Origin of the sequence: Bacillus sp. DB-2, assembly GCF_003315125.1 — a bacterium.
Classification (GTDB): Bacteria; Bacillota; Bacilli; order Bacillales; family Bacillaceae_G; genus Bacillus_A; species Bacillus_A mycoides.
In genome coordinates, this window is the sequence record NZ_QNRN01000010.1 from 120,560 (window position 1) to 145,499 (window position 24,940).

The 24,940-nt window shown below is 33.5% G+C and carries 22 protein-coding genes and 6 pseudogenes; 6 read left to right on the top strand and 22 right to left on the bottom strand.

Features of this window, described 5'->3' with window-relative positions; translation table 11 throughout:
- The first annotated feature begins 990 nt into the window (after nucleotides 1–990).
- Entirely contained in the window at nucleotides 991–2,700 is a 1,710-nt protein-coding gene (locus DET63_RS18075) for a hypothetical protein (RefSeq protein WP_113937388.1), read from the top strand.
- Nucleotides 2,701–3,924: 1,224 nt separating this feature from the next.
- A pseudogene (locus DET63_RS18080) lies at nucleotides 3,925–4,893 on the top strand (tyrosine-type recombinase/integrase).
- Between the two features lie 245 nt (nucleotides 4,894–5,138).
- Here the strand turns inward: DET63_RS18080 and tnpB are convergent.
- From tnpB to DET63_RS18130, 10 genes and pseudogenes are all read right to left on the bottom strand, one after another.
- Nucleotides 5,139–6,069: pseudogene (gene tnpB / locus DET63_RS18085) on the bottom strand (IS200/IS605 family element RNA-guided endonuclease TnpB); the annotation flags it as partial.
- A gap of 148 nt (nucleotides 6,070–6,217) precedes the next feature.
- The gene (locus DET63_RS18095) at nucleotides 6,218–6,682 is read right to left on the bottom strand and encodes a hypothetical protein (protein WP_113937389.1); all 465 of its coding nucleotides are present in this window, start codon (nucleotides 6,680–6,682) and stop codon (nucleotides 6,218–6,220) included.
- A gap of 163 nt (nucleotides 6,683–6,845) precedes the next feature.
- Complete coding sequence (locus DET63_RS18100; RefSeq protein ID WP_113937390.1) at nucleotides 6,846–7,748, bottom strand: DMT family transporter; 903 nt, start codon at nucleotides 7,746–7,748, stop codon at nucleotides 6,846–6,848.
- 103 nt (nucleotides 7,749–7,851) lie between these two features.
- On the bottom strand, nucleotides 7,852–8,574 hold the full coding sequence (locus DET63_RS18105; RefSeq protein WP_235661799.1) for an aspartyl/asparaginyl beta-hydroxylase domain-containing protein: 723 nt from the start codon (nucleotides 8,572–8,574) through the stop codon (nucleotides 7,852–7,854).
- A gap of 27 nt (nucleotides 8,575–8,601) precedes the next feature.
- A complete protein-coding gene (locus tag DET63_RS30715) occupies nucleotides 8,602–8,742 on the bottom strand; it encodes a hypothetical protein (protein WP_235661798.1) in 141 nt (46 codons plus the stop codon).
- A gap of 1,081 nt (nucleotides 8,743–9,823) precedes the next feature.
- A pseudogene (locus DET63_RS18110) lies at nucleotides 9,824–11,070 on the bottom strand (adenine nucleotide alpha hydrolase family protein); the annotation flags it as partial.
- Between the two features lie 101 nt (nucleotides 11,071–11,171).
- On the bottom strand, nucleotides 11,172–11,570 hold the full coding sequence (locus DET63_RS18115; RefSeq protein WP_113937391.1) for a nucleotidyltransferase domain-containing protein: 399 nt from the start codon (nucleotides 11,568–11,570) through the stop codon (nucleotides 11,172–11,174).
- Between the two features lie 21 nt (nucleotides 11,571–11,591).
- On the bottom strand, nucleotides 11,592–11,963 hold the full coding sequence (locus tag DET63_RS18120; protein ID WP_113937392.1) for a hypothetical protein: 372 nt from the start codon (nucleotides 11,961–11,963) through the stop codon (nucleotides 11,592–11,594).
- Between the two features lie 19 nt (nucleotides 11,964–11,982).
- Nucleotides 11,983–12,288 (bottom strand): annotated as a pseudogene (locus tag DET63_RS18125) (ThiF family adenylyltransferase); the annotation flags it as partial.
- Between the two features lie 135 nt (nucleotides 12,289–12,423).
- Nucleotides 12,424–12,636, bottom strand: a pseudogene (locus tag DET63_RS18130) (DNA polymerase III subunit beta); the annotation flags it as partial.
- Nucleotides 12,637–12,794: 158 nt separating this feature from the next.
- Here DET63_RS18130 and tnpA point away from each other — a divergent pair.
- Together tnpA and DET63_RS18140 are read left to right on the top strand one after the other, a co-directional pair.
- Nucleotides 12,795–13,193 carry an IS200/IS605 family transposase gene (gene tnpA, locus DET63_RS18135; protein ID WP_113937393.1) on the top strand — a complete coding sequence of 133 codons (399 nt, stop codon included), beginning with the start codon at nucleotides 12,795–12,797 and terminating at the stop codon, nucleotides 13,191–13,193.
- An 11-nt stretch (nucleotides 13,194–13,204) separates the two neighbouring features.
- The gene (locus DET63_RS18140) at nucleotides 13,205–14,317 is read left to right on the top strand and encodes an RNA-guided endonuclease TnpB family protein (protein ID WP_113937394.1); all 1,113 of its coding nucleotides are present in this window, start codon (nucleotides 13,205–13,207) and stop codon (nucleotides 14,315–14,317) included.
- 214 nt (nucleotides 14,318–14,531) lie between these two features.
- On the opposite strand, the gene DET63_RS18150 is transcribed toward DET63_RS18140, so the two are convergent.
- The 8 genes from DET63_RS18150 to DET63_RS18180 all read right to left on the bottom strand — a co-directional run bounded on the left by DET63_RS18150 (nucleotide 14,532) and on the right by DET63_RS18180 (nucleotide 19,868).
- On the bottom strand, nucleotides 14,532–14,723 hold the full coding sequence (locus DET63_RS18150) for a hypothetical protein (RefSeq protein ID WP_113937395.1): 192 nt from the start codon (nucleotides 14,721–14,723) through the stop codon (nucleotides 14,532–14,534).
- 67 nt (nucleotides 14,724–14,790) lie between these two features.
- Nucleotides 14,791–15,075 carry a hypothetical protein gene (locus tag DET63_RS18155; RefSeq protein WP_113937396.1) on the bottom strand — a complete coding sequence of 95 codons (285 nt, stop codon included), beginning with the start codon at nucleotides 15,073–15,075 and terminating at the stop codon, nucleotides 14,791–14,793.
- Between the two features lie 267 nt (nucleotides 15,076–15,342).
- Nucleotides 15,343–15,465, bottom strand: a complete 123-nt coding sequence (locus DET63_RS30720; protein WP_258550637.1) for a hypothetical protein — start codon at nucleotides 15,463–15,465, stop codon at nucleotides 15,343–15,345.
- Nucleotides 15,466–15,566: 101 nt separating this feature from the next.
- A complete protein-coding gene (locus DET63_RS18160; protein WP_113937397.1) occupies nucleotides 15,567–15,794 on the bottom strand; it encodes a hypothetical protein in 228 nt (75 codons plus the stop codon).
- 472 nt (nucleotides 15,795–16,266) lie between these two features.
- Nucleotides 16,267–16,554 carry a hypothetical protein gene (locus DET63_RS18165; protein ID WP_016096929.1) on the bottom strand — a complete coding sequence of 96 codons (288 nt, stop codon included), beginning with the start codon at nucleotides 16,552–16,554 and terminating at the stop codon, nucleotides 16,267–16,269.
- Nucleotides 16,555–16,815: 261 nt separating this feature from the next.
- Nucleotides 16,816–17,784 carry a sugar phosphate isomerase/epimerase family protein gene (locus DET63_RS18170; protein ID WP_002069434.1) on the bottom strand — a complete coding sequence of 323 codons (969 nt, stop codon included), beginning with the start codon at nucleotides 17,782–17,784 and terminating at the stop codon, nucleotides 16,816–16,818.
- Nucleotides 17,785–18,822 (bottom strand): Gfo/Idh/MocA family protein, encoded by a 1,038-nt coding sequence (locus DET63_RS18175; RefSeq protein WP_420196578.1) that lies wholly within the window; start codon nucleotides 18,820–18,822, stop codon nucleotides 17,785–17,787.
- 14 nt (nucleotides 18,823–18,836) lie between these two features.
- Nucleotides 18,837–19,868 carry a Gfo/Idh/MocA family protein gene (locus tag DET63_RS18180; RefSeq protein ID WP_002069438.1) on the bottom strand — a complete coding sequence of 344 codons (1,032 nt, stop codon included), beginning with the start codon at nucleotides 19,866–19,868 and terminating at the stop codon, nucleotides 18,837–18,839.
- Nucleotides 19,869–20,045: 177 nt separating this feature from the next.
- Here DET63_RS18180 and DET63_RS18185 point away from each other — a divergent pair, with 177 nt between their 5' ends.
- Nucleotides 20,046–20,993: an AraC family transcriptional regulator gene (locus tag DET63_RS18185; protein ID WP_113937399.1), complete on the top strand. Its 948-nt coding sequence runs from the start codon at nucleotides 20,046–20,048 to the stop codon at nucleotides 20,991–20,993.
- A 28-nt stretch (nucleotides 20,994–21,021) separates the two neighbouring features.
- Here DET63_RS18185 and DET63_RS18190 read toward each other — a convergent pair.
- From DET63_RS18190 to DET63_RS18200, 3 genes and pseudogenes are all read right to left on the bottom strand, one after another.
- Nucleotides 21,022–21,387: pseudogene (locus DET63_RS18190) on the bottom strand (RNA-guided endonuclease TnpB family protein); the annotation flags it as partial.
- A 78-nt stretch (nucleotides 21,388–21,465) separates the two neighbouring features.
- On the bottom strand, nucleotides 21,466–22,392 hold the full coding sequence (locus DET63_RS18195; protein WP_113937400.1) for a hypothetical protein: 927 nt from the start codon (nucleotides 22,390–22,392) through the stop codon (nucleotides 21,466–21,468).
- 9 nt (nucleotides 22,393–22,401) lie between these two features.
- Entirely contained in the window at nucleotides 22,402–23,385 is a 984-nt protein-coding gene (locus tag DET63_RS18200) for an RNA-binding protein (protein WP_113937401.1), read from the bottom strand.
- Between the two features lie 358 nt (nucleotides 23,386–23,743).
- Here DET63_RS18200 and DET63_RS18205 point away from each other — a divergent pair, with 358 nt between their 5' ends.
- Nucleotides 23,744–24,229, top strand: coding sequence for an LMxysn_1693 family intestinal colonization protein (locus DET63_RS18205; RefSeq protein ID WP_235661825.1), 486 nt, complete (start codon nucleotides 23,744–23,746; stop codon nucleotides 24,227–24,229).
- A gap of 28 nt (nucleotides 24,230–24,257) precedes the next feature.
- Here the strand turns inward: DET63_RS18205 and DET63_RS18210 are convergent, their stop codons facing one another.
- The gene (locus DET63_RS18210) at nucleotides 24,258–24,884 is read right to left on the bottom strand and encodes a CPBP family intramembrane glutamic endopeptidase (RefSeq protein WP_113937402.1); all 627 of its coding nucleotides are present in this window, start codon (nucleotides 24,882–24,884) and stop codon (nucleotides 24,258–24,260) included.
- Between the last annotated feature and the right edge of the window lie 56 nt (nucleotides 24,885–24,940).

Here is a 24,940-nt window from a genome sequence, read left to right on the forward strand (position 1 = left end):
CTTCAACTTGCAACACGTTTGCTCTTTCTTTTCCCTATTCCTCTTTACTTGCATTCCTTTTGCGCTTTTCTTTCCTTTACTCTTCAACTTGCAACACGTTTGCTCTTTCTTTTCCCTATTCCTCTTTGCTTGCATTCCTTTTGCGCTTTTCTTTCCTTTACTCTTCAACTTGCAACACGTTTGCTCTTTCTTTTCCCTATTCCTCTTTACTTGCATTCCTTTTGCGCTTTTCTTTCCTTTACTCTTCAACTTGCAACATGTTTGCGGTATCCTTACCCTATTTCGTCTAACTTGCAACAGTATATTTTTTTCTCAACCTAATACATTACACAAAAAATCGTTCTATTTTTAAATTTTTGAGTGATTTTTTTATATTTACAACAAGTTACTCAAATAAAATGCAACATGTTTGCGGTATCCTTACCCTAACTTTTTTGTCTTTTTTAATCTAATCCCTTATATATCAAGGAATTAGGTGCTTTTACTTATTCTTATACATATAATTCAACTTGCAACACGTTTGCGGTATCCTTACCCTTATTTTTCGCATAAGATGCAACACTGTTTGCGGTATCCTCACCCTATCGTAATCCATACAAATCTAATTAAACCTATCACATCAACGATAATCGTTATATTTCATGATTAATAAGCGTACTTCTTAACTTGCAACACGTTTGCGGTATCCTTACCCTAACTTTTTTGTCATTTTCAATCTAATCCCTTATATATCAAGTGGGGAGATGACTTTTTACTTATTCTTATACATATAATTCAACTTGCAACACGTTTGCGGTATCCTTAACACAAAAAAAATTAATAGAATTCTCATATCCCTTGATACACCTAGCTTTATAAGCTGTTGCAAGTTGCTATCTTTCTTCTTAAAGGAGCACCTTTCGCCAATTTTCGATTTGCTATAATCAAAATTGGTATATTTTATAGTATTTTGACATATATTTCTGAATTTGCAGAACGGAGGTGAAAAAGATGGGGAAATCATTTATTATTCAAAATCAGCGTAGCTTAAATGGAAAAACAACAAATGCTGTTTTAGTTACACTAAAATCTTGGCAGAAGTTTGTTGCAACATTTGAGGAGAAGTACTACAGCTATAAAGATACATATTTAGAAGATATTCTGCAGCACATGACATACGAAGAACGTATTGCGGATGTAGAAGGCTTTGTCGAACAAGCGAAACCATCTTTTTCACGTCGAGCAATGTCTGCACTTGCAGAAAAAACAGGAAGAAAACATAAGTTATATGGTATTACGAATGCAGATCTTGAAGTGTTCTTATATCTACATAAAAAATGCTTTACTAATGGTGTCATTCCAAATGTAACGATACATATGATGTGGGAAGATTACAAGCAATATAAAGAAGAATTTGCATACATCCAGCATTCTCAGTTCTATATTGCTCTAAAGAAATTAAGTATACATAACATAATCTCTATCGAAAATGGCGTAGATGGTCGATATACAATCAAATTGACTCATTTTATGAATGAAGAAACAGAAAAGGCTAATCCATACGTATATATTAGTCCTGTTGTATTTACAAAGGCTTTCTTTAAGCTATCTGTAGCAGCTAAGAAACTGTTCTTAGACATTGCTATGCAACAATATACAGAAACAACGTTAAAGCGTTCTTTGGACAAGCAGGACGAAAGAGGTAACAAAACTCACTTTGGTGGGATGTATCGTTTCTTACATAAAAAATATCCGCACCAGATCCGTGCGGTTATCGAAGAATTAACAACTGCATTACCGTGTACGGGGAATCCCCTATTCAAAATTTGCAAAATGCAAAAAGGTGTAAAGCATACAAAACGATATACAACATTATATCTATCTATCCATTCGGACTTCTTATGTACGAAAGAATCTGGAGAAGAGCAACACAGGGATCCATTTACACCAAAAGCTACCTATGCTCGTAAAGCAAAATTCATCGAATCAGTTCTACAAGAAATGAATATCGGTGAACTGTCTGCAGACATGAATAAGTTCATTCATGTATTAAAGCATACTTGTCATCGTCAAATTCGTGGTGTAATTCGTGGACTTCGTGACATGGTTGATCGAAAAGAAGGATATCCAACGAAAATTGTATATACATTGAAAAAACTGTTACATCAAACATCTCAATATCAAATTCTTGATACAGCGGCGAAAGAAGGCATCTACCCTCTTATTGCACAGCATATACCAAAAGAGAGAAATAGTGACCGTGAACAAGCTGTCTTTAATTTCGGTCTACATTATTCAATGTACTCTCTTGGCAACATTAAGAAGATGTTTAAAAATGTGCATGCACTACTGAAGCAGAAGTTTACGGTACCAGTGACGGAAGAGTCTTATCACCGTAATTATCTAAAATACCAGGAAGAAACGTTATTTAGAAAATATGCATATGATCAGGGAGTGAATCTCCATGCATATATCGCTTTAGAAATTGAAATGCGTGAAAAACTAAAAGTTCGTGGCCATAAAGAACGCACGATTCCAAGTGATGTACGTGAATGGTTTATCGAGGCAATTGATAAGCTGCCACAAGAAAAACTTCGTGTTATTGAGCTGCCAAAGCAGTTTAATTTACTAGAGTTTATGCGTACCTTCGAACGTTTAGTACGTGCTGGTGTAACAATAACAGCTCCAGATCAGGTGCTAACCGCAATGGAAATAAAATAATAGCAACGAGCTCTCTATTTTTGAAAAAATCGAAAGTAGAGGGCTATTCGTGTTTGTTTCATTAACACCCCTTTTCTACTACTCTATTTATAAATACCAAATCAGAAGAACTTCATGTAAAATGGAGTCTTTTTTTATACATTTCTATACAAATCTTCTTCTACCTATAGAAGAATCTCCACACTACACATTGAATATTCTTCATCTGTAGTAAAACATCCGATTTTATATCTACAAAAAATCAGAAAGATATTTATAAAAATAGTGGATATGAGGACAAATATGATCAAATGTGAATAATATTTCCTCAATATCCTTGAGAATACTAGTGTCGTTGCATTTATCTAATAAAAATCATCAATAATAATGTGAGTTATGTGTAAATACTGAGTAATGTTAACAAATAGCTCCATTATCTGAACAAATTGTGGATAATTGGACGCTAAATACTGCTCCATTTACCAAAATAAAGAAAATAAGCCCTATTTCCACAGTTGAATAAATATAATGTGATTTGTATCAATTTCTTTCCGATTTCATGTAGTAACATATGATTTCCTTTCTGCTTTTTTGTAGAATTGAAAGTCTAACAATCGTTGAATCTACGGATACATTTTCTACTATTTATGATTTTTTACGTTCTAACATCAAATTATCCCTTGTAGGAGTAGGTCTTTTCCCTATTTTTGATAACCTATAAAAGTTTTATCTTTATTTCTTTTTAATATATAAGATATATATTTATAATAGATTTTATTATTACTAATATGATTGTTAATAAGAAGTCTGACCTAATTGAAAATATTTGTTAATTAAGTTATAATAATGGTAATTAAACATATCATTACCCACATAAAAAAGGACAAACCTACGTATCCCTACCAGGACGAGGTTTGTCCTTTTTTCATTTTATAATCAATTAATAATTGGAGGATTAAACATGGTCGTACTAAAGAATACAACTAATATAGCAATGAATGAATATAACGAAATTAGATTTTTTAAAGGTTTTTTTTGGGGATTATTACTTGTACTCCCTTTTTGGAGTATTATGATAGCCTTATTCATTTGGCTTTGTAAATAATAATCAACATATCAAAAATGCAAAGGGTTGTTTGTCCGTTTGCGTTTTTGATATGCCAGCAACCGTGCGTAGCAAAGGGCGGTAGCAGGTCTTTCACCTATTTTTTGTTATAATATCCCCAAAGAAATTAGGTGATTATAATGAACAAGACAATTAGCTTAGAGAAAACCTTAGAAGATTTTTCTGCTTATTTAAATGAAAAAGGCCGAAAATACTCTACGATCTAACGTTATGCATATGATATTAAAGATTTTTATAGATGGTTAGAAGTAAATGAGATACTTTTTCATATCAAATCATGGAGTAATCTATCTGAAAAAGATTATCAGGATTATTTCTCTGAGTTAGAAAACAAGTGTAAATAATCCCTCAAAACAAGGTACAGAATATGGGTTGTTTTAAAGAAATTTCACATGTTTTTAGGGATAATTAGTCCATTAAATGATATTCATCTCTCTTTAATTCCGGATCAATCACTAAATGACAATGATTTTATTACTGAAGCGGAAGAAAAGCATCTAAAACAAACTGTATTATCAACAAAGGGCTTAACAGAAAGACAAGCTAAATATCGCCCCCTAATTATGGATAGAAACGCTTGTATAATCAATTTAATAGTAAACTACGGTTTGTCTTTACAAGAGCTTATATCGCTTAATATGAGCCATATGCAGTTTGCTAGTAATACTTTAATTGTTCCAGTGGAAAATGGTATGACTAGATCTATCTCTTTAACGGAAGAGGATACAAAACAACTATATAAATATTATAAAATGATTCCGGAACCAGTAAGGCCTCGGCAGTATACAGATAATGCCTTCTTTGTTGCATTTGACTTTAATCGGGGAACATATCGATGGGTATATGAAAATGATGCACCAAAGGCATTGTCTGAGGTTGCTGTGCAAAAAATGATACAACTTGAAGTAAAACGTGCGGGGGGAAATAGGCGTATTTCTGCACAGCAGATGAGGAATACATGTGTTCTCCGTCTTATTAAGCAAGGAATAAATGAAGATGAATTGGTAAGTAGAATGGGGTTCAAAACTAAGATATCTCTAAAAAGATATTTCCAATATTTACAACAAGTTCAACTCAAGCACGTTTAAAATAATACACATTTTGCTCATTTATTTTTTTCTCCTCTATTATGGGCTTTACTCTATCGAATGTAGTTTTAAAATAAAGTTTGATTAAAAATATCTACACCACCCTTATTCTACGGAATATAAAAAGAATCTAATTTGAAGAAAGATTAATCAAATTAGATTCTTTTCCAGTAGATTTAAGATTGGTTTTTATAAAAATGTTTGATTTAAATTACACATATTAACCTCACTATATGATTCTCTGATTAACAAAACGGATAAAAAATTTGGGAATAGTAGCACCGAATCGCTTCGTTTCTAAGGTTCAGTCCTGCGTCAATATTTCTATCGTGATGTGTGCCACAAGAAGGACAATCCCGCTCACAAAGATTTAGATTTTTAACGTCTTTATTTTGGTAACCACAACTTGAACATAACTGACTAGAGGCAAATGTTTTTGAGACAACTACAACTTGCTTCCTGTACCATTTTACCTTGTATTCCAACATATTTCGAAATTGTGACCAAGATACTTCACTGATTGATTTGGCAAGTTTACTGTTTTTTAGCATATTCTTTACTTGTAGATCTTCAATACCAATTACATCGTGGTTTTTGATAATCTCAGTAGAAATTTTATCTAAGTAATCTTTTCTTGCATTCGTAATATGTTCATGGACTCGTGCCACTTTCACATGTTGTTTATTCCAGTTAGAAGAACCTTTCGTTCTTCTGGGAAGGATGCGTTGTGCATCCGCTAACTTTTTTCTAATGTACGAAAGAATTTAGAATTTTTGTATGTAGTTCTATTTGAAAGAATAGCAAAGTCCTTTAAGCCCATATCAATACCGACAGAAGATTCTGTTTTTGGAGGTTCTTTTACTTCTGTCTTAACTAGCAAAGATATAAAGTATTTACCACTTGGATTCCGTCTAATGGTAGCACTCATAATACGTCCCGTTACCTTACGGCTCTTTGCAAACTTCACAAGTCCAATTTTAGGTAATTTCATTTGATTGCCTATTACAGCAATGTTTCCATTTGTTTGTTTCGTCGTGTGAGATTGAATTTTATTGCGTTTGGACTTGAATCGTGGAGGATCGTTCTGTTTCTAAAAAAACGAGAAAAAGCATCTGCTAGCTGTTTAAATGTGGATTGAAGAGCAATACTGTCTACTTCTTTTAACCATATCGTGTCATTCTTCATGGATTGAATTAAGAGCTAAATAAGCATTTGTTTGTGCTGCTCTGCTCTTTTTCCATGGTACATTTTCATCTCTAAACAATGACGCACAATCCTTTCAGCATCTGTTATATCTGATGTTTACGTGGAAAAAGTGAATATACTATTTCGCAGAAAAAGATTTTTGAACTGCACGAAGTTCTGCTTTTGTTAATTGTTGCTTCTTTTCATTAGAAGAATAAATCTGATAATGAACGTTTTTTTCATTCCAATCTATATGATGGAATTCATTCTTTGTCTGATTGAATGCTTGACGAGTTTTATCAAATGCATTGATTTCTTGAAAGGATTTTTGTGGAAGCACTTCTTTTCCTTTTGTTATTTCAACAATTAGTTTCTGATCTTCTTTACTTGAATAAACGATGGAAACATGTTCTGCATTTTCATTTGCAACCGTCATCGAATCTACTTCAAAAGGTAATTTAGTAGGATATGATATTGGAAAAGGGAGTTCTTTTGGTGCAGTAGCCATGACTTCTTGTGATATCGGATACAAATTTGAATCTTCTGCAAAACAGCCTGTAAGCATAGTAACAAAAAACAAAATAACGAACCAAGATTTTTTCATTCCTTTCCCTCCCTTTTATAACGTATGTAGCTTTTTGGCATACATTCTTGAATGGAATGGGATAAAATCTAAAAAATAAAAAATGCCCAAGATAACTCCATTAGAAGTTATCAAGAGCATTCACTACGTACATAGTTGGATTGAGGGGCCGATTATTTCAACTTTAAACAGATTTATGTTTTTCACTTCCTCCTTTTGACCGTAGTAGTTTTTTTATGTTCATAGTTCCTGAGATCAACAAACCACCTATTACTAGAATTGCACCAAATAGATGATACATTGTAATATTTTCTTTGAGTATTAACCAAGCTAGTAAATAACCAAAAATCGGAGTTAGGAATAGATAGTTGTTTGCTTTTATAGGATCTTTCTTTAATAAATAAAACCATAGTAACATAGATACAATTGAAGTCATCACGACCTGCCAAAATAGACCAATAGCAAAATTCATATCTAAATAAATGTACGGATTTGTATCTAATAAGAAACTTAAAGGAACCGCAAATAGACTACCAAAGATGATTTGCCAAGTATTAATGACCAGGCGATCGATCTTCATATCATATTTTGTGAAACATACACTCCCAATCCCCATAGATAACATGCCAATCGCGAGAATAATGACGCCCGATACAGTGGCTTGCGTATCTTTTAGGTAGGGATATACGGCAATGAATAAACCAAGCGCTGCAATACACATCCCAGTCCACTCTTGTTTTGTTACTTTTCTACTTAAGAAGATAGAAGACAACAAAGCAACAACAAATGGATTTACAGTGATAAACAAGTTAAATAAACTAGATGATACTAACTTTAGCGACAAGAAACAGCAGCCTACATACAAAGTAGTATTTAATATACCTAGTACAACTAACTGCCTCCACTCTACTCCTTTAGGCCATCTGTTGGATTTGATAAAATAAGTAAAGACAAACATGATAAGACCAGCACTAATAAGCCTCGTTGTCGCAAACATTAAAGGGGATGAAGATAAAAGACCAATTTTTGTGGCGATAGCACCTGATGCCCATAAAATACTAAACAATATACCAATTAATATCTCCATACGAACTATTCTCCTTTCCTACATTAAAAATAGTAAAACAACCGATTTTATTTTGATAAAATCGGTTGTTTATGTGAAGAACTATACATTACCTGTTCTAAAATCAGACGGTAACTTCTTCTTTCCAGTTATCCATACTGAAACGCTCACCTAAATCACGATGTTCAATAATATACGCACGTAAATGTTTTGCTTTCTGAACAATTGCCTTGTCACCGCTTCTTTCTGCGATTTGATCTAGCCAATCGTAGCATTTTGCAACAGGAATATCTTTTTCAAAATGAATTTTTGATAAGAAGAATACAACATCTCTAAAATTAATTCTTGAAATTACTTTAGATAGTGAAGTAATTAACTCCTCTTCAAATGTTTCATCTAGTGTATCGCGTTTGACAATAAATCTTTCTAAATCACGATTATATGTCTTTTTATCTTTGAAGATATCAGATGGATCAAAATCACCATCAAATACATAGTCTAGGCAAAGGAAAACGCGGCTATCTTTAGAGAAATTAGCGGCTGCATGTCCAATTGCTGCATCAAGGAACCAAATTTCGCCTTTTCTGATGCGGAATACTGCTTCTTCATCTGAATGGAAAGCCTTTTCATTATCTTCTAAAGCTAAGAAGACACGGAAGCGTTGTTTTGTACTATGAGAGAATTCAACGAAATCTCTATGTGGGATAACCATTGCATCCACTAAATTACGTGTACGAACCATTTTTAAATTGTCAAAAGTGAAGTATTCTTCAAGAAGTGAGTTAATGTATGGTAACTGCTTACCGTACTCCGTTTGTTGCGCTGCATGATCAAAATCACGATACATTGTATCATTTTTATCATTTGAAGCATTCTATAAAGAATTGTTCATCCAATAACCTGAACTGAATTCATCATACTCTTCTGGGATAACTGGAAAGTTCGCGATTGTAACTAAATCTTTCTTTAATAATTCCTCGTTTAAATTTAATTTACCAATGATATAAGATGCCATATTAACTATTCTCCCCTTTAATTATAATGTGAACATTACTAAACCGCAATATAAGTGACGTAATAATCTGATTATGTATTCTTTTCAGAATCTAGATTAAAAGATTATTTGCATAGACTAATAATCTATATAGTGTTTTTTAAAAATAACATAACCTATTGGGTACTGATCATTCTTAATGTTTTTGATATATTCCTGAAATCAAATATATACAATTCATATTGAGAGACATGGTCACAGTACCTACATTTTATATTTTTGTCTGTTTCACAAATATGCGGTACATTTAGATTTTGAATCACTTCTAATACATGTTCTTTGCAAACAAACAAAAAATCACCTTATTTCCATAAAATGATAATTGATTTTTGTAGTTTTTATTTTACTTAGTAAAAGATATTTTAAAACAATTCCTAGTTCGCGCGAATTCACAGAAAGTTAAATATCAAAACTACAGATTGATTATAGGAAAAAAATAACAACAGGTCTATATCTATTTCATTAAAAATTCTGAATTTAGTGAATTTGATTGATGTTAAACTTCCGTAAAACGCTATAGCGACGCGGTTTTATCGGCAAAAACTGAAAATTTTGTAAAAAATTGAGAAATATTTATTGTGTTTATATAACTAATTATTTGGTGTAATAATCTAGTTATACATATTAGTTTAAAATCAGAATTCGTCCATCTTCCAGAACCATATTAAACTTTACTCTATATTCTTTCATTAGAGTCTTAAGTGACATTCTACATTCCTTTCTCTACGCTCAAATTATAGTTTCAATTTATTATAGAAAAACAAAAGCCCAATTATATATAAAATATAATTGGGCTTTTAAGAGGTGTAAAAAACATATGATTTCTGCAAATTCATTGATAAAGATGATGATAAAGTAATTTAACAACTCTCTCATCCCTTTACATTGTTTACAATGAATTACTGATCACTTTTGCGATATCTACAAATTTCTCTGACCATAATATAAAGCCAATTGCAAGTAAACCGCCAAGTGTCCTTACGGCAAACTCGACAGTATCTACATTAGGCTTTGATAAAAAACATACGATCCATATATATGGTTATTGTATTTTAATGTCGCCTAATTCTTTAAGAATTTTTGCGAAAAGATGATTGGTCTCTTCAGATAACTGGCCCCCTTCTCCTATTAACCTAGCAAGTCTATTTGTAAACTCTGCAGCATACAAAGATTTCGTACTAGCTTTTTCTTCTTCGAACAGTGATTCGTTCTTCATTGCTTGAATTAAGAACTGAATAAGCATTTGTTTGTGCTGCCCTTCTTTCTTACCGTGGTACATCTCCATACCTAACCAGTTGCGTACAATGCGTTCTGCATCTCTTGCATCCGTTATATCCACTCTAGATACAACAAAAGTAAGTTTATTCCAAGTTAGTTTCGCGAAATCATTTGAATAATTTGAAGGGAAAAAGAAAAAACTATGCTGCGTAATTCTTTGTCTTTCTTTTATCCAACGAAATATCTCCTGCTTTCCTAAATGAATATCAATCTCAACGAAAAATACGGGAAATGGGGAAGTCGTCTTTTCTTCATTTATTGTACAATCAGGTTTGAACACTAGTTCACCAAGATATGCGTGATGTATTGGTTCTAATTCATCTCGATATACCCTAATCCCATCGGTTTCATACCAACCTTGTAATACTGCTTCAATTTCTTCTTCAGATATAAGACTCGTATGCATTTCATCTTGCGTATAAAGTAGGTACTCTAAAAGCATTCTTCTACCTTCTACTGTAAGTCCTCCTGGTGCATAATCCCCTTTTTCTGTACGTTCAAACATAATATAATCGTATTCAATATGATTATGTACGGAAAACAGGTCCGAATCACGCTTATTTTCGCTTCTAAGGAGTGTTTGTAGACTGCGTCTATCATTACATTCCTATAGCGAATATCGTTTCTAATGGACCGTAAGAAGCTTTTCCATGATTGTAGATAAGCATTGTCTGTATACCCCTCACTTATTAGCTGGGTTAGCATTTTATCCTCACCATTCATCATAAGACAAGTCCAACAGCCGCTACGCGAATTTGCAGCTCCACAAGCATTTTCTTGTTGTTTTCCACCTGTTTTTATGCCACATTCAAACATAGCCTGTCCATACTGTATGCTCATTTCTTCCACATCTACACCAAAAGGCAGTACTCCTCTATCTAAAAGTAACATCCATACCTCATCACCGGTTAAAAATTTAACCGGATTAAAGTAGAGGATATTTTTCATGTCATTATGACGTGAAAATAAGGAATCATTACTTATCTCATGTTTTTGGATACTGTTACCCCTTCATTCCTACCACTTATCTGAACAGTTATCCTGTTCTTTATTGCTTTGATTGTTTTTCCAATTAAGAACAGTCCTCGTTGTCGTTTATACTTCCGTATTGCTTACTCGAGAACGTCTCGCACTTCATATAGGATCTTCCCATCTTGTGCAATCTTATGCTCCATGGTTACATTGCGGTTAGCACGTTCTTGAAACTCTTCCGGTCCATACACTAAAATATCAACTGGTGTTTCCATTACATCGTAAATACCCCAATTAATACGGTTAATGACTTCCCTTTTTCTTGCTCCTACACCATCCACAACAATACAAAGATCAAAATCACTATCTTCATTTGGTGTGCCATAAGCATGAGAGCCAAAAAGGATAATTTTTTGGACAGAAGACACGGTTTCACAAATTTTTTGTACTAATAGGTTTAATTCCCTTTGTACTTCTTCGTTAATCCGAATCACCTCTTGGATAATTGAATTATATTGACGTTTGATTATATTATACATGCGTTTCTCTGCTCCCTGCTATTACATATTTATTTTTATATTGTTCTCTTGTTTCCCAACGTTCTGCAATGCTTGGTAATATTCATATACCTGCTTGAAATCTTGTAAGAATCCATCGCAAGAGATATTATGAAATCCTTTAAAATTCCTTCTACACCAATATAAGAGGTTAGATTCATCCTTAGCTAAAAAAGAATCCGGATGGAAATGAATCAGAGCCTCTGCTATACAAGCCAGAAGCAATGGAATCATTTCGGAATCTTGCTTTGATAAATCAAGTACAGATACAACGGTATAATTCTTATATTGATAGTATCGTAGAACACCATTACACATGTTTGTTGGTGTTAAAGTGTGTTGTAATTGAGTGGAATCTAATTGATACACTCTCATCTTGTCCCCTCCTATATCATTACTCCTCAATTGGTGCAGCTTTCATAAACGCTTTTTGAGCTTGGAAAATGATATAGTGATTCGATACAGTACCTTCATCAAAGAGTTCGTTGACGAATTGTGCAACAGTCATGGCAGCGAACTTATTTGTAATAACGCGCTGTGGTTCTGAAGCAGCTAATTCGGAACAACTTAATTGACTTGGAGCCGTTTCTTTTTTCGTAAAAGCATCTGGAAATAAATCGCCAAGCGGTGAAAGAATGACCTCGCCATTCAATTTAACTCCACATACTGCTTGTCCGTTATAACCACTGTTTTCTAAATCAGGCATTTCGTTTGCAATAAATCCGTTGATAAGCAATTCAAAGGATTAACGAAGCTCTTGATTATTAGGAAGGAATTCTTTTGACTGTAATAAGTCAAAGAATTCACTGTGATTCATAATCATTTGAATGCCCCCTTACACACGAACCGGTAGGATTAACTGCAAATTAGAATGAATTGTATCCTCTGCTCCCACTACCACAATAGGTCTCTGATTACTAATCATTTTTATCGCGATTTTTTCAGAAGATATCGTTTGTAGTGCTTGCAGCAGATATTCCACATTACAAGCCAATGTAAATGCCTCTACTTGATTACATGGAATTTCTACACTTGCAGTACCTACTTGACGAATTCCTCGAAAGAATTCTCCTTCCTCAAGCGCGTGAAGGGCATAGCCCAGCGGTAGGTGGGAGATGAATTTCGGTTTGGCGTAGCCAAAAGGCTTTGCTTTTTATTTTGCCTCTGATATAATCAGTCTTATAAAGTACAAAGGTTGGTATATTAATGAAATTAGACAGCAATAATCATTCAGTGTTCTTGTTGTATTATCATCTTGTGTTGGTCGTAAAATACAGAAGAAATGTGTTTGATGATGATATGTCAGATTATGCAAAAGACATGTTTATCAGGTTATCCGAGAATTACAACATAACACTGGTAGAGTGGAATCATGATGTAGACCATGTTCATATTTTGTTCAAGGCACATCCGAATACAGAAATGACAAAATTCATCAATGCTTATAAGAGTGCAAGTTCTCGACTAATCAAGAGAGACTTTCCACAAGTGAAAACGAAACTTTGGAAAGAGATGTTTTGGTCAAGAAGTTTTTGCTTACTAACTACTGGTGGTTCGCCAATAGATGTAGTAAAGAAATATATTGAAAATCAAGATGAAAAGTGAGGTGAAATGATATGACAAAGCATAATAAAGCATATAAATTCCGTTTGTATCCAACAGAAGAACAAGCATATCTTATGCGTAAAACCTTCGGTTGTGTACGTTTCGTGTATAATAGAATGTTAGCTGAACGAAAAGAAGCGTACGAAAAATACAAAGATGATAAGGAACAACTAAGGAAACAAAAGCCTCCAACTCCGGCGAAATATAAAGCAGAATTTGAGTGGTTAAAAGAAGTTGATTCATTAGCTTTGGCAAATGCTCAACTAAACTTGCAAACTACCTATAAGAATTTCTTTAGTGGTCAAAATGACTTCCCAACATTCAAAAGTAAAAAAGACAGAAAGTCTTATACAACGAATGTAGTAAACGGAAATATTATGTTGCTTAATGGTCATATCAAATTGCCAAAACTGAAAATGGTACGTATCAAACAGCATAGAGAGATACCACAAGATTATATGATCAAGTCATGTACGATTTCTATGACACCTACTGGTAAATACTATGTGTCCATCTTGACTGAATACGAAAAAGAGATTGTACAAAAAGAAGTAGAAACAGTTGTTGGATTAGACTTTGCGATGGATGGATTATACGTTAGTTCTGAGGATGAGAGAGCCAATTATCCTAAGTTCTATCGTGAAATGTTAGACCGATTAGCAAAGGCACAACGAGTATTATCAAGGCGTAATAAAGGTTCTGAGCGCTGGAATAAACAACGTATCCGTGTAGCTAAGTTACATGAGAAAGTAGCTAACCAACGTAAGAATTACCTTCATCATGAGTCTAAAGAGTTGGCTACTCATTTTGATGTTGTAGCTATTGAAGACCTAAACATGAAAGGAATGTCGCAAGCACTTCATTTTGGACAAAGTGTCGCTGACAATAGTTGGGGAATGTTCACTTCTTTTTTAGCTTATAAACTATACGAACAAGGAAAACAATTTATGAAAATAGACAAATGGTTTCCTTCCACAAAAACATGTAGCAGTTGTGGAAATGTAAAAAATATGTCATTGTCTGAACGAGTATATTCTTGCATATGCGGTGTAAATCTCGATAGAGATTATAACGCAGCTATCAATATCAAAAATGAAGCAATACACCTATTAGCGTTAGCATAAATAGCAATAAAATAACCTTTGGAACAAGGGAGTTAGCTCGGCTGTCTTAGGACGAATTCGTTAGCTATCAAAAGTAACGACTAACCGAGAAGCCCCCACTTCAAACAGTCCGTTAGGACGTTAAGTGGCGGGTAGTTCACCTTTGCTATGAGTTGATGAATGGCTTCTGCATGACCATGAAGTAACCATTCTCTAAAAGACGTGATATCGTCAGTTATATAGGTAGATAACCAGCGATTAAGCTGTTCCTCATTCCCATGGCTAATATCTTCGCATCGTCTGGTTTCGTCATATCTTCTACTTCAATGTTTACAACTTTTAGATGGTACGGCATACGGCCATTTCTAAAAACATCCCCTACACAAATTGTCCAAAGACTCGTTTCAATTTCAGTTACAACATTCATTATATATGCTCCTCTGCAGATTAATAAAAAAGACATTGAATAAATTCGTCCAATGTCTTTTTCCCTCTTATATATTCTTTAACTCAAAGTACAATTTTCCAGGTTTTCCATACATGTTAATTTCATTTTGATATAAGACAGCTAATTGCTGAGACATCTCAATGCTTTCCATATAGGATAATGAAGCAGCTGCTTCTATTTTTTCTTTAATTTCATTAGGAATAACTGCGTAAGATAAGCTATTCATTTTACTTCCTAATTTAGTATCTGTAGCAGCCTCATAATAAATTTCGGTAATTAAGACCTCATTATCATCTGGATCATACATATATCCTCGGTTAACTGTAATCATATTAAAGTACTCCTCTCAAGTTTCAAATTCTAATCCCTTGTGCTTTTAGCATTGCAACAAGTATCTTACTTATATAAATACTCTAGTTCTTAATTTTTATATTCCATTCTTTATCTAGTTTACTATAAATTAGAAATTAATCTCTTTCTTTGCTGTCAAATTCAAAAATCTTTAACAATAGTAAGAGTCGATAAAGACCTGGTAAGTGTTTTTCTCCATAATAGAAATAGAATTCCTGCGATTCTTTTTTATAAGAAAATTGTACACCTAAGTGTGCAGGAAACGACTTTTAATGGGTTCGGTGATTTCTTTATTTTGAAAGGTTAATATAAGTTCCCCTAGTGATAATGCTAGTTCATCTAATGTAATTGCATGTTCATGTTTTATCATAAATATCTCCTTTTCCAAATAAAAAAAGCACAAATCATGTGCTATTTCTTCACAGTATTTTTTAGTTATAATACCTAAATATCTAGCCTTCTCATTCTTGCTTAGTTTAGTATCTCTACTACAGTACAAGGACATGTTGTAAAGCGCTTCTCTTTAGAGATTTCTTGTAAAGATTTAGTAACAGGATAACCATTGTACAGAACCTGAATATGCTCTGAGAGGCCCGTTATTTGAATGAATAACTCATTTAAGTCTGTACAATTGTGATCTGTTTCTAATAAATAGTACCCAGCAGCCTCATATGAATTTCGAGCATAAATTACTCTCATAAACTCTTTTGAACTTCCTATCTTTTAAAAATTCATATTATCTCTCCTCTTAATTAAACAAAAAAAGCACAAAATAAGTGCTTTTTCATTTAGCATATTATTAGCCCCGAAGGTCTATTTACATGTGCTTCCTAACTTAAAGACAACACAAAAAGGGCTTCTTCAAGTCGATTAAAATGTGCATAGCAAAATAAGCTATATATACACTAATCGGCTCAAAGAAGCCCTTTCATAATTGAAACAAGAACACAACTTGCTTCTACAACTCAACCACAACACATAAGGTGTGGGAATAAACGGAATCAATTAAACAATAAATATAAATTTATATTAAACTATTTTTATATTATATTCAATTGTTTTTAATGAAATGAAGATAAGAAGGAATTTATTATGCAGATGTTATATGTATTGTATAATAATGCCCCTGTTTCCCCTGCTATAAATCCCCTCTTATTTTCATTTCTTGGTGTTACTTCATATACTGCATTTCAAAATATAGTTTTTCTGGCTTTTGATGTTGGTCTAAATAACAAAGTATTTCTTTAATGGTTTCTGCTTCAACTTCAACAGTCTCCATGTAGGACATACTTTCAGTTTCTTGGACCTTTTGAAAAATAGCAGTAGGTAGTTTAACCGCATCGAACACACCCATTTTGCTTCCTAGCTTTTGTTCTGATGTAGCATCGTAGAAAATTTCATTAACAATTACCTTATTATCATCTGGATTGTACATGTACCCTCTTTGTATACGTAGCAATGTATTACTCCTTTCTTATATATTCTATTTCAACAATAACTACATCTGTATATATTATTATTGTTGAAACAGGCATCAAACAATATTATTTCGTAAAATCCATACTTTGTATAGAGGTAGATACAGGATAATTAGTTTTCGCAATTTATTTTTGAATATTTCGTCCTTTTTTAAACGTTTCTTTTAAAAAAAGAGAAGCTAATATTCTTTTACGAATGGCTTCTCTGAAAAAAATGTTACTTATTTCTTTTTTAAACGAAGTTACACCCACCACATCTGTGAAGGGTTTTCTTCAATTAAAATAGATTGAAGATTTTTTGTGGCACGTTTAAATCCCTCTTGAATAGACATGAGTGGATCTTCGTGTTCGATACTTACAACATAATCATATCCATATGTACGAAGTGCACTCATCATCTGCGACCATTCTTCTAAGCTATGACCACAGCCAACAGAACGGAATGTCCAAGCTCTTGTTTTCAGTTTACCGTAGGGCTGCATGTCTGTTAAACCATACATATTTACATTATCTTGATCGATGTAAGTGTCTTTTGCATGAAAGTGATAAATTGCATTTTCTTTCATTAATAGCTTAATAGCAGCGACAGGGTCAATTCCTTGCCACCATAAATGACTAGGGTCTAAGTTAGCACCTATCGCATTGCATGTTTCTTCACGTAGTTTTAGTAATGTATATGGCGTATGTACTAAGAAACCACCGTGAAGTTCTAAACCAATTTTCACACCATGTTCTTTGGCAAATTCACCAACTTGTTTCCAATAAGGAATGAGCTTTTCTTCCCATTGCCATTTTAAAATATCATTGTATTCATTTGGCCATGGTGCAACAGGCCAATTCGGGTATTTTGCGCTTTCATGGTCACCTGCTACGCCTGAAAAACAATTCACAACAGGTACGTCTAGTAGTGAAGCTAGTTGAATGGTTTTTAACAATGTTTCATGAGATTCTGTTGCAAAAGCAGCATCTGGGGATAATGGATTTCCGTGACAACTAAAAGCGCTAATGATTAAGTCTCTTTTTTGTACATGTTCTATATATACGCTTCTGGCTTGTTCACTTTCTAATAATACATCTAAGTTACAGTGCGAACCTCCAGGATAACAACCTGTACCAATTTCTACTGCATGCAAACCGGCTGCTTGTACATAATCAAGCATTTCTTCAAATTCCATGTGAGAGAAAAGTGTTGTAAATACTCCTAATTTCATTTATCTTCCCGTCCCTTCTGCATGTGTGTTACTACTTTCGTAAATTGCATCAATAATTTGCGATACTTGCAGCGATTCCTCAGGCTTTACAATTAATTCTTCATCGTATAAGCAAGCTTTTACAAAGTTTTCTGCTTGCAAAATTCCAGGATCGCCGTTATTTGCTATCCAAACCGGTTCACTATTTAATATCATATTATGTTTTGTTGTATATAACTCAATTGGAAAAACATTTATTCCACCTTTTACTCCGGAGATACTCACATGTTCTTCATCATTTTTAATATTTGCTGCCCAAGAAGTTTCAAATAACAATGATGTCCCATTTTCAAACTTTATATATGCGGTAACATGATCATCAACTTGAAACGTTTTATAATCATATTCTCCCCACATATTTACTTGATTTGGTTGCTTACTAACGGCATTATAGACACTACCAATGACTTCTGTTTGTTTTGGATTTCCAATTAACCAAAGTGCTAAATCAAGAAGATGGCAACCGTAATCTATTAAACTTCCTCCGCCTTGTAATTCTTTATTTGTGAAAACGCCCCAGCCTGGTACTTTTCGGCGACGGAGTGCTTTTACACGAACAACAAGAGGTGTGCCAATCTCACCTATCATCATTTGTTTTGCAACTTGCGACTCTTTCATGTAACGATAATGATAAGCGATAGCAAGTTTTTTACCGTTGTTTTTTGCAGATTCTATCATTTTTTCGCATTCTGCCGCTGCTAAAGCCATCGGTTTTTCGCATAATACATGTTTCCCTGCTTGTAATGCTGCGATAGAAATCTCAGCATGAAACTTATTAGGTGTACAAATACAAACAGCATCAACTTCTTTAAAGACTTCTTCATACGTTTCAAATACATAAGGAATGTTATATGTTTCAGCGATTTGTTTTGCGTGTTCTATGTTTCTATCATGTATAGCCGTAATCGTACAATATTGATGTAATTTTACAAATGCAGGGATATGGCGACCTTGTGCAATTCCTCCGGCCCCTATTATTCCAATGCGTAGTTTCTTCATGTCTTCACCTTTTCTCATAATGGAATTGTAACAATTTGTTTTGCTTCACTGGATTGTATGGCTGCTAAAATGACTTCTAACGATTTCATTCCTTCTACACCATTAATTAACGGCTCTTTATCAGAAAGGATAGACTCTACAAACTGCTCAATTACATGTGAATTACTTTGACCAACTGCAGCATTCGATTGAATTTTATCAAGCTCATATTTTACAACTTCACCATTTTTATATTGAAGAATAAGTGAGTAAGTCGGATCATCTTCTAGTCGAAGAGTGGCCTTTTCACCATAAATAATTGTTGAATTATCTTCTTTGCTAACGTAAGACCAACTTGCTGCAAGTGTTCCGATAATGCCACTTTCGCTTTTCAACATACATACAGCACAATCATCTACATTCGAAAATGTTTTTGCGCTCGTCTCAACAAAGGCACCAACTTCTGTAATTTCTTCATTAAGAATATACCGAATTAAATCCGCTTTATGTACACCTAAATCACCCATTGCACCAAGAAACGCTTCATCTTTTTTAAAGAACCAGCTCTCTTTTCCATCTACACTCCAATTTTCAGGACCACTATGACCAAATGCTGTACGGAAGCTATATATTTTTCCGATTTCTCCATTTTCAATCAATTGTTTTGCCTTTTGGTGAGAAGTAACAAATCGCTGGTTATGACCAATCATTAACTTTTTACCGCTTTTTTCAGCAGCTTCAATCATCATTTCCGCATCTTTTTTTGACGTCGCCATTGGCTTTTCACATAGTACATGGATACCCGATTGTAAAGCAACGATAGAAATTGATGCATGTAAATCATTTGGTGTACATACACTCACTGCATCTAACTCTTCACAATTGATAAGCTCGTTATAGTCAGTGTACATATTTACACCATACTTATTGGCAACTTCTTTTGCGCGCTTTTTATTACTGTCACAAACAGCCACAATCTGTACATAGGGGTTTGCTTCGTATTCTGGTAAATGACGATACTGCGCGATGCTTCCGCAGCCAATAACACCTACTTTTAAAATATTCACTATCATATCCTCCTTTTGCTTGATTTGAAATTATTATAGAAATTTTTTTACTGAAAAAATATGCTATATATCGTTATGTTTTTATCAAAAGTTGCCTTTTTCTATAAGAAATAAGGCAACTTACTTATCGCATTTTGATAAAGGTGTTATATTGCTAATGAGGAGGTGTAAACGTCTATGTCAGAAGGGATTTGTAATAAGCTTGCTGAAGCAATTGAAGAAAAGGTTATTTATCAAAATCCATTACTATTTTTAAAGGTATGGGACATTGTTATGGAAACCTCTTATAATAATCAAATTGAGAGTGCCCCTTGGCATTATCATGAAGAGATTGAGTTTCTAGCAATTATAGAAGGAGATTTAGGCATACAAAATAAAGATAAGTATATTGTTCTTGGCCCTGGAGATGTTTTTATTTTTGGGAAATCTGAGTTGCATCGGTCACATAAACCTTCTGCAGGTTCGTTACACTACGTTGTGTTTCAAGTAAATTTAAAACAACACTTTGACCGGAGCATTATACAATATTTACATTGCTTTTCAGAACAAACAAAATCCTTAAATGAGTTAAACTATATTTTTGAACAAAATGAAGTGGTGAAACATGAGGCTTATGTTCTTATTACAGAAATCTTTACAGAATCAAAAATGAAAATGAACGGATATGAAATCGCAATTAGTGCTGCCATTAAGAAATTACTTTTATTACTAGTAAGAAACGACACACATAACATATTAAATTATAGTGAACAAGACGACTTTGCTCGTTTAAAACCAGTACTTGATTATGTAGAAGATCATTTAGGAGAAAAGATAACCGTAACCAAAGCATGTGCATTGATAAATTTAAGCTATCATTATTTCATCAAATACTTTAAAAGAATTATGGGTATTTCCTTTTTAGATTATGTGAATTATAAGCGCATCAAACAAGCTGAAAGTTTATTAATAACAAGTGACCTTAGTATTACAGATATCGGATGCGAAGTTGGAATTGCAAACATGTCACAGTTTTATAAGTTGTTTAAAAAAGAAAATAACTGTTTACCGAAAGAGTTTAAGCAGCGAATACAAAGCATTGAACTACCCCCACTTTCACTTCGTTTAAAAGTGGAGGATTCCTAAGTAAAGAGTTCTATCGAACTCTAATTTATTAGTAGGCTATCCCCACAGTCCTTGCGGTTAGAAGCTTTATTGCTTTATTCTTTAGATTGATACTTGCGTTAATATCTCTATCATGATGTGTACTACAAGAAGGGCAGTCCCATTTACGTAGGTTTAGGTTTTTAACGTCTTTGTTTTGATATCCACAACAAGAGCATAATTGGCTTGAAGCAAATGTTTTCGATACGACAATGACTTGTTTGCTGTACCATTTTGCTTTATATTCCAACATGGTTCAAAACTGTGACCATGATACCTCACTAATTGCTTTTGCTAACTTATGATTCTTTAGTATATTCGATACTTGCAAATCTTCTATACCGATAACATCGTGGTTTTTGATGCTTTCAAATGATAAAACACGCAAATCATCTCTATTTGTAAAAGTAAACAAGCCACCCTTTAAAAGAAAGCAATAGCTTGTAAGGATGGCTTAGTTTGTTGCGAATAGCTTTGTATTTAATTGTTTAATCTCCCCTTCTGCAAGAGGCTGATAAAAAGCATGTTGTAATCCTTGAGAATGTAAGGTTTCTCCTATACATAGCAATACTTTACCAGGAATTAAATCAAGTAGTAGATCATTATTAATTTGCTTTGCCTGTTTTTCAGTAGAAACATAAACAACTAAGATTGTAGGATTATTCCCTAAATCTTGCATAATAACATCTTTCCCGGACTCTACAAAAGTCTTCCATCTAGCGATAATCCGCTTTAATCGATCCTTTGTATCTGATAATAAGGTGGAGTATACAACAAAATTAAATTTACGATCTTCTCCACCGCTTACTACAAAACTTAAAGGAGGGGTGAAAACCCCTTTACTTATAGATGGATGCATAATATGCCCCACAAAGGACGGAGCATAGCGTAGATGGCAGAGTAAGTCTATATCATGCCAATAACGTAGGTGAACGTATTTGCCGTGATTATCAAGGCGCTCCGGAGCAAAGTAAAACATATGTCCTTGCCAGTACTTTAAGAGCTTAAACCCATTATCGGATAACGTATAAGCCTCCTCAAGAATTTCCATATCAAAAATCTCTACTTGCCATTTTTCAATGAGACGATAGTAAAGTAGTCCTTGAAGTGCATCATTAATTCTCTTACGCGAAAACTTATCTTTGAATAGATATAATAAATGATTAAAACGAACAGATGTATGAATACCGATGAAAGTTAGTATTGCATGCTGTTCTTCTGTTAAACGCTGCTTAAACGTAACTAATTCGTCATAGGAATGGAATACATAGGTTTTATCCAGACTATGTATCCGATATACCTGAAGTCCCTGTGCGTCCTCATTTGATAAATGTGGGACGGAAGGGAGATATGGAGACATTTGATTCTCTATTGTACGCATAGTCATTCATTAAAATTGAAAGATTGCAGAACTAGATTTTTTACTTTGGCCTTGAGGATAATTTAAAATACGTACAGTTCCTCTGCGATTTTTTGGATCAATATTAAGCAGCTCACATGTAACGATTGTTTGGTTAATTGCATCTTCTGGAGTTGGATTAGCAAGATTACGGCTCTTTAATCCTTTAAATTGAATACCAGGTGCAACTTCTACGAAAATACCAGCAATGGCATCTACACCTACAATTATACCTACAAAACGGTCACGTCGCTTCTTAAGATCTAATAGCTTTTCCATTGGATCTGTTTCTAGTTTCTTTTTATTTCCTCTAAATTCATAGCGGCCGTTCTTTTCTAATACTTTATCGATAATGAGCTCTACAACATCACCAATAATAATATCCTCCGGACGTACAAATGAATGTGACCAATGTGAGTACCTTACCCCTATAGTTACACCATGGACTTCAACCAGAACGGTTTGTGCAGTTGGAATATGACCTGAAACTGTTCCTGTGTATACTTTATTCCCACCTTGTGAGGTTACTTCATCATATAATCTTTTTTGTAATGCGAGCTCTCCTGCTGTGATTGATACAACAGCAAAGTTCCCTTCCTCTGTCTTTTGGAAATGCTCAATGATAACAGGTTTTGTTCTACCAACTAGCCATTGAGGATTTTTAGGAATTGTTATCCCTGCCTCTGTAATAGGGCAATATGCAGTTGTATGGGTACCAATTTGCATCGTAAGTACGGGTATGCGTTCTGATTTACCATTTTTAGTTGGGAACAACTTTTCAGAGACTACTGTAATTAAGCCTTTACCTATAATACGTTCACGTTTCATACGAGCTAACTCTTCTAATTCATGCTCACGTACTCGTTCAAATTGGTTGAAGTTTGTTTCTACTGGTGTGTCCCCTGCTGTGATTTCTTGTTCAAAAGCCATTCCTAGTTCTTCTGCAACGTGTGTTGTTTCTTTCTCTACTGTCATCCTATTTTTCCTCCTAGAACGTAAAAAAGGACACACCTGTACCGTTGGAATGGTACGTAAGGTGTGTCCTTCACGTAAGTTATAGTTTATTTATATAGTTATTAATTCTAATATAATGGTATTCCAAAAATTTTGCAAGTATAAAATTAATATGAGTTTAATAGAAAAATTGTAAGTAGAAATATTATTAAATCTATAATACAAGTACATTAAGTAGAGGAATAAAAAAACAGTAACAATCCCCACCGTACCAATAATTACCAATTGATCTCTATATATAAAATACTAACAAAATATTCCATTATTAATACAAATATGTTATTTTTTGGTTGAACGATAATAAAGGAGGATGATTTAATTGTTAAAGAAAAGTATTATAACTAGTCTTTCAACTTCATTACTGGCAATACCTATTTTAGTAGGATTTACCCCGTCTGCTTCAGCCGAAATGGAACCTCAAAACACATATGAAATTGAAATTTTAGATGAAAATGCTGTATTAAATCCAGCAAATTTGGGTGTTCAAGAACCAAAACTTTTATGTGCTACTTGTAATCAGTATAAAAGTAGTATCGTTTCTGAATCCTTAGTTTCTAGAACGTATAAGGGAACTGTTACATTAAGTAGTACTTCGACACTTTCAGGAGAGATATCATTTTCATATAAAGGAGCTACGGTTAAACTTGGAGGCTCTAAAGTGAATTCATCAAGCCGTAAATTCAAAGAGTATTCTGTAGTAAAAGATTATCGTATAAGAGTTAAAACATATAATCCAATTGGACAGCTTATTTCTGACGAAACAGTAAATAAGAGAATTACAACTCTTGATAGAGTACCAGTTTAAAAGAAAGCCCTTTGTAAAAAGGGCTCTTTCAAATAATACTGGTTAAGTTCCATAGACAGTGGATAAAAAATGGTGCTAATAATGAATTTGTTTTTTTATATATAAAACTAGTTACAACACTCAATATAAATGGAAAAATACGATACTCCATTGGCATACTATGTAATGAGGCAAAAATAATGGATACTATGCAGATACTAAGCCAAAATGGAATGTAACACTCTAATGTATCTAATACAATTCTTTTAAAAAACGTCTCTTCCCAAAATGGTGTCATAATAACCACGCCTAAAATAACTATAGCTATGTGGGTCATGGATGTAATCTGTATTGTCTCGGTATCTATTGCTTGATCTTTTATAACGATTAAATTCCCTGTCTGTGATAAAACAAATATTATGATATATCCCCCAAATACATATAAGTAATTTTTAAAGTCGACAAAAAACGACCAATGAATTTTTTGTAGCATATACTGCCTTACCTTTTTAGGAAGAAAAAACATTATCAAAAAAATCAGAGTTATTATAAAAGAATCACTCATTTGAGTATATATTGTAATATTAAACAAATATTCAAAGAACCTCAAAAGTAAAACTATGCCTATAAAAATTAAGGTACAATACAATAAATCCTTAGATTTTTTGATATCCATCGGCCTCCCTGTTATTAATTTCAATTTGTGTATATTTTTTACATATCTATTAGTTT

Bases quoted from the DNA above. Each gene is read 5' to 3' on its own strand.
- DET63_RS18075 (WP_113937388.1), top strand. From the start codon at position 991: ATGGGGAAATCATTTATTATTCAAAATCAGCGTAGCTTAAATGGAAAA.
- DET63_RS18095 (WP_113937389.1), bottom strand. From the start codon at position 6,682: ATGAAAAAATCTTGGTTCGTTATTTTGTTTTTTGTTACTATGCTTACA.
- DET63_RS18100 (WP_113937390.1), bottom strand. From the start codon at position 7,748: ATGGAGATATTAATTGGTATATTGTTTAGTATTTTATGGGCATCAGGT.
- DET63_RS18105 (WP_235661799.1), bottom strand. From the start codon at position 8,574: ATGTATCGTGATTTTGATCATGCAGCGCAACAAACGGAGTACGGTAAG.
- DET63_RS30715 (WP_235661798.1), bottom strand. From the start codon at position 8,742: ATGGCATCTTATATCATTGGTAAATTAAATTTAAACGAGGAATTATTA.
- DET63_RS18115 (WP_113937391.1), bottom strand. From the start codon at position 11,570: ATGTATAATATAATCAAACGTCAATATAATTCAATTATCCAAGAGGTG.
- DET63_RS18120 (WP_113937392.1), bottom strand. From the start codon at position 11,963: ATGAGAGTGTATCAATTAGATTCCACTCAATTACAACACACTTTAACA.
- tnpA (WP_113937393.1), top strand. From the start codon at position 12,795: ATGAAATTAGACAGCAATAATCATTCAGTGTTCTTGTTGTATTATCAT.
- DET63_RS18140 (WP_113937394.1), top strand. From the start codon at position 13,205: ATGACAAAGCATAATAAAGCATATAAATTCCGTTTGTATCCAACAGAA.
- DET63_RS18150 (WP_113937395.1), bottom strand. From the start codon at position 14,723: ATGAATGTTGTAACTGAAATTGAAACGAGTCTTTGGACAATTTGTGTA.
- DET63_RS18155 (WP_113937396.1), bottom strand. From the start codon at position 15,075: ATGATTACAGTTAACCGAGGATATATGTATGATCCAGATGATAATGAG.
- DET63_RS30720 (WP_258550637.1), bottom strand. From the start codon at position 15,465: ATGATAAAACATGAACATGCAATTACATTAGATGAACTAGCATTATCA.
- DET63_RS18160 (WP_113937397.1), bottom strand. From the start codon at position 15,794: ATGAGAGTAATTTATGCTCGAAATTCATATGAGGCTGCTGGGTACTAT.
- DET63_RS18170 (WP_002069434.1), bottom strand. From the start codon at position 17,784: ATGAAATTAGGAGTATTTACAACACTTTTCTCTCACATGGAATTTGAA.
- DET63_RS18175 (WP_420196578.1), bottom strand. From the start codon at position 18,822: ATGAAGAAACTACGCATTGGAATAATAGGGGCCGGAGGAATTGCACAA.
- DET63_RS18185 (WP_113937399.1), top strand. From the start codon at position 20,046: ATGTCAGAAGGGATTTGTAATAAGCTTGCTGAAGCAATTGAAGAAAAG.
- DET63_RS18195 (WP_113937400.1), bottom strand. From the start codon at position 22,392: ATGCGTACAATAGAGAATCAAATGTCTCCATATCTCCCTTCCGTCCCA.
- DET63_RS18200 (WP_113937401.1), bottom strand. From the start codon at position 23,385: ATGACAGTAGAGAAAGAAACAACACACGTTGCAGAAGAACTAGGAATG.
- DET63_RS18210 (WP_113937402.1), bottom strand. From the start codon at position 24,884: ATGGATATCAAAAAATCTAAGGATTTATTGTATTGTACCTTAATTTTT.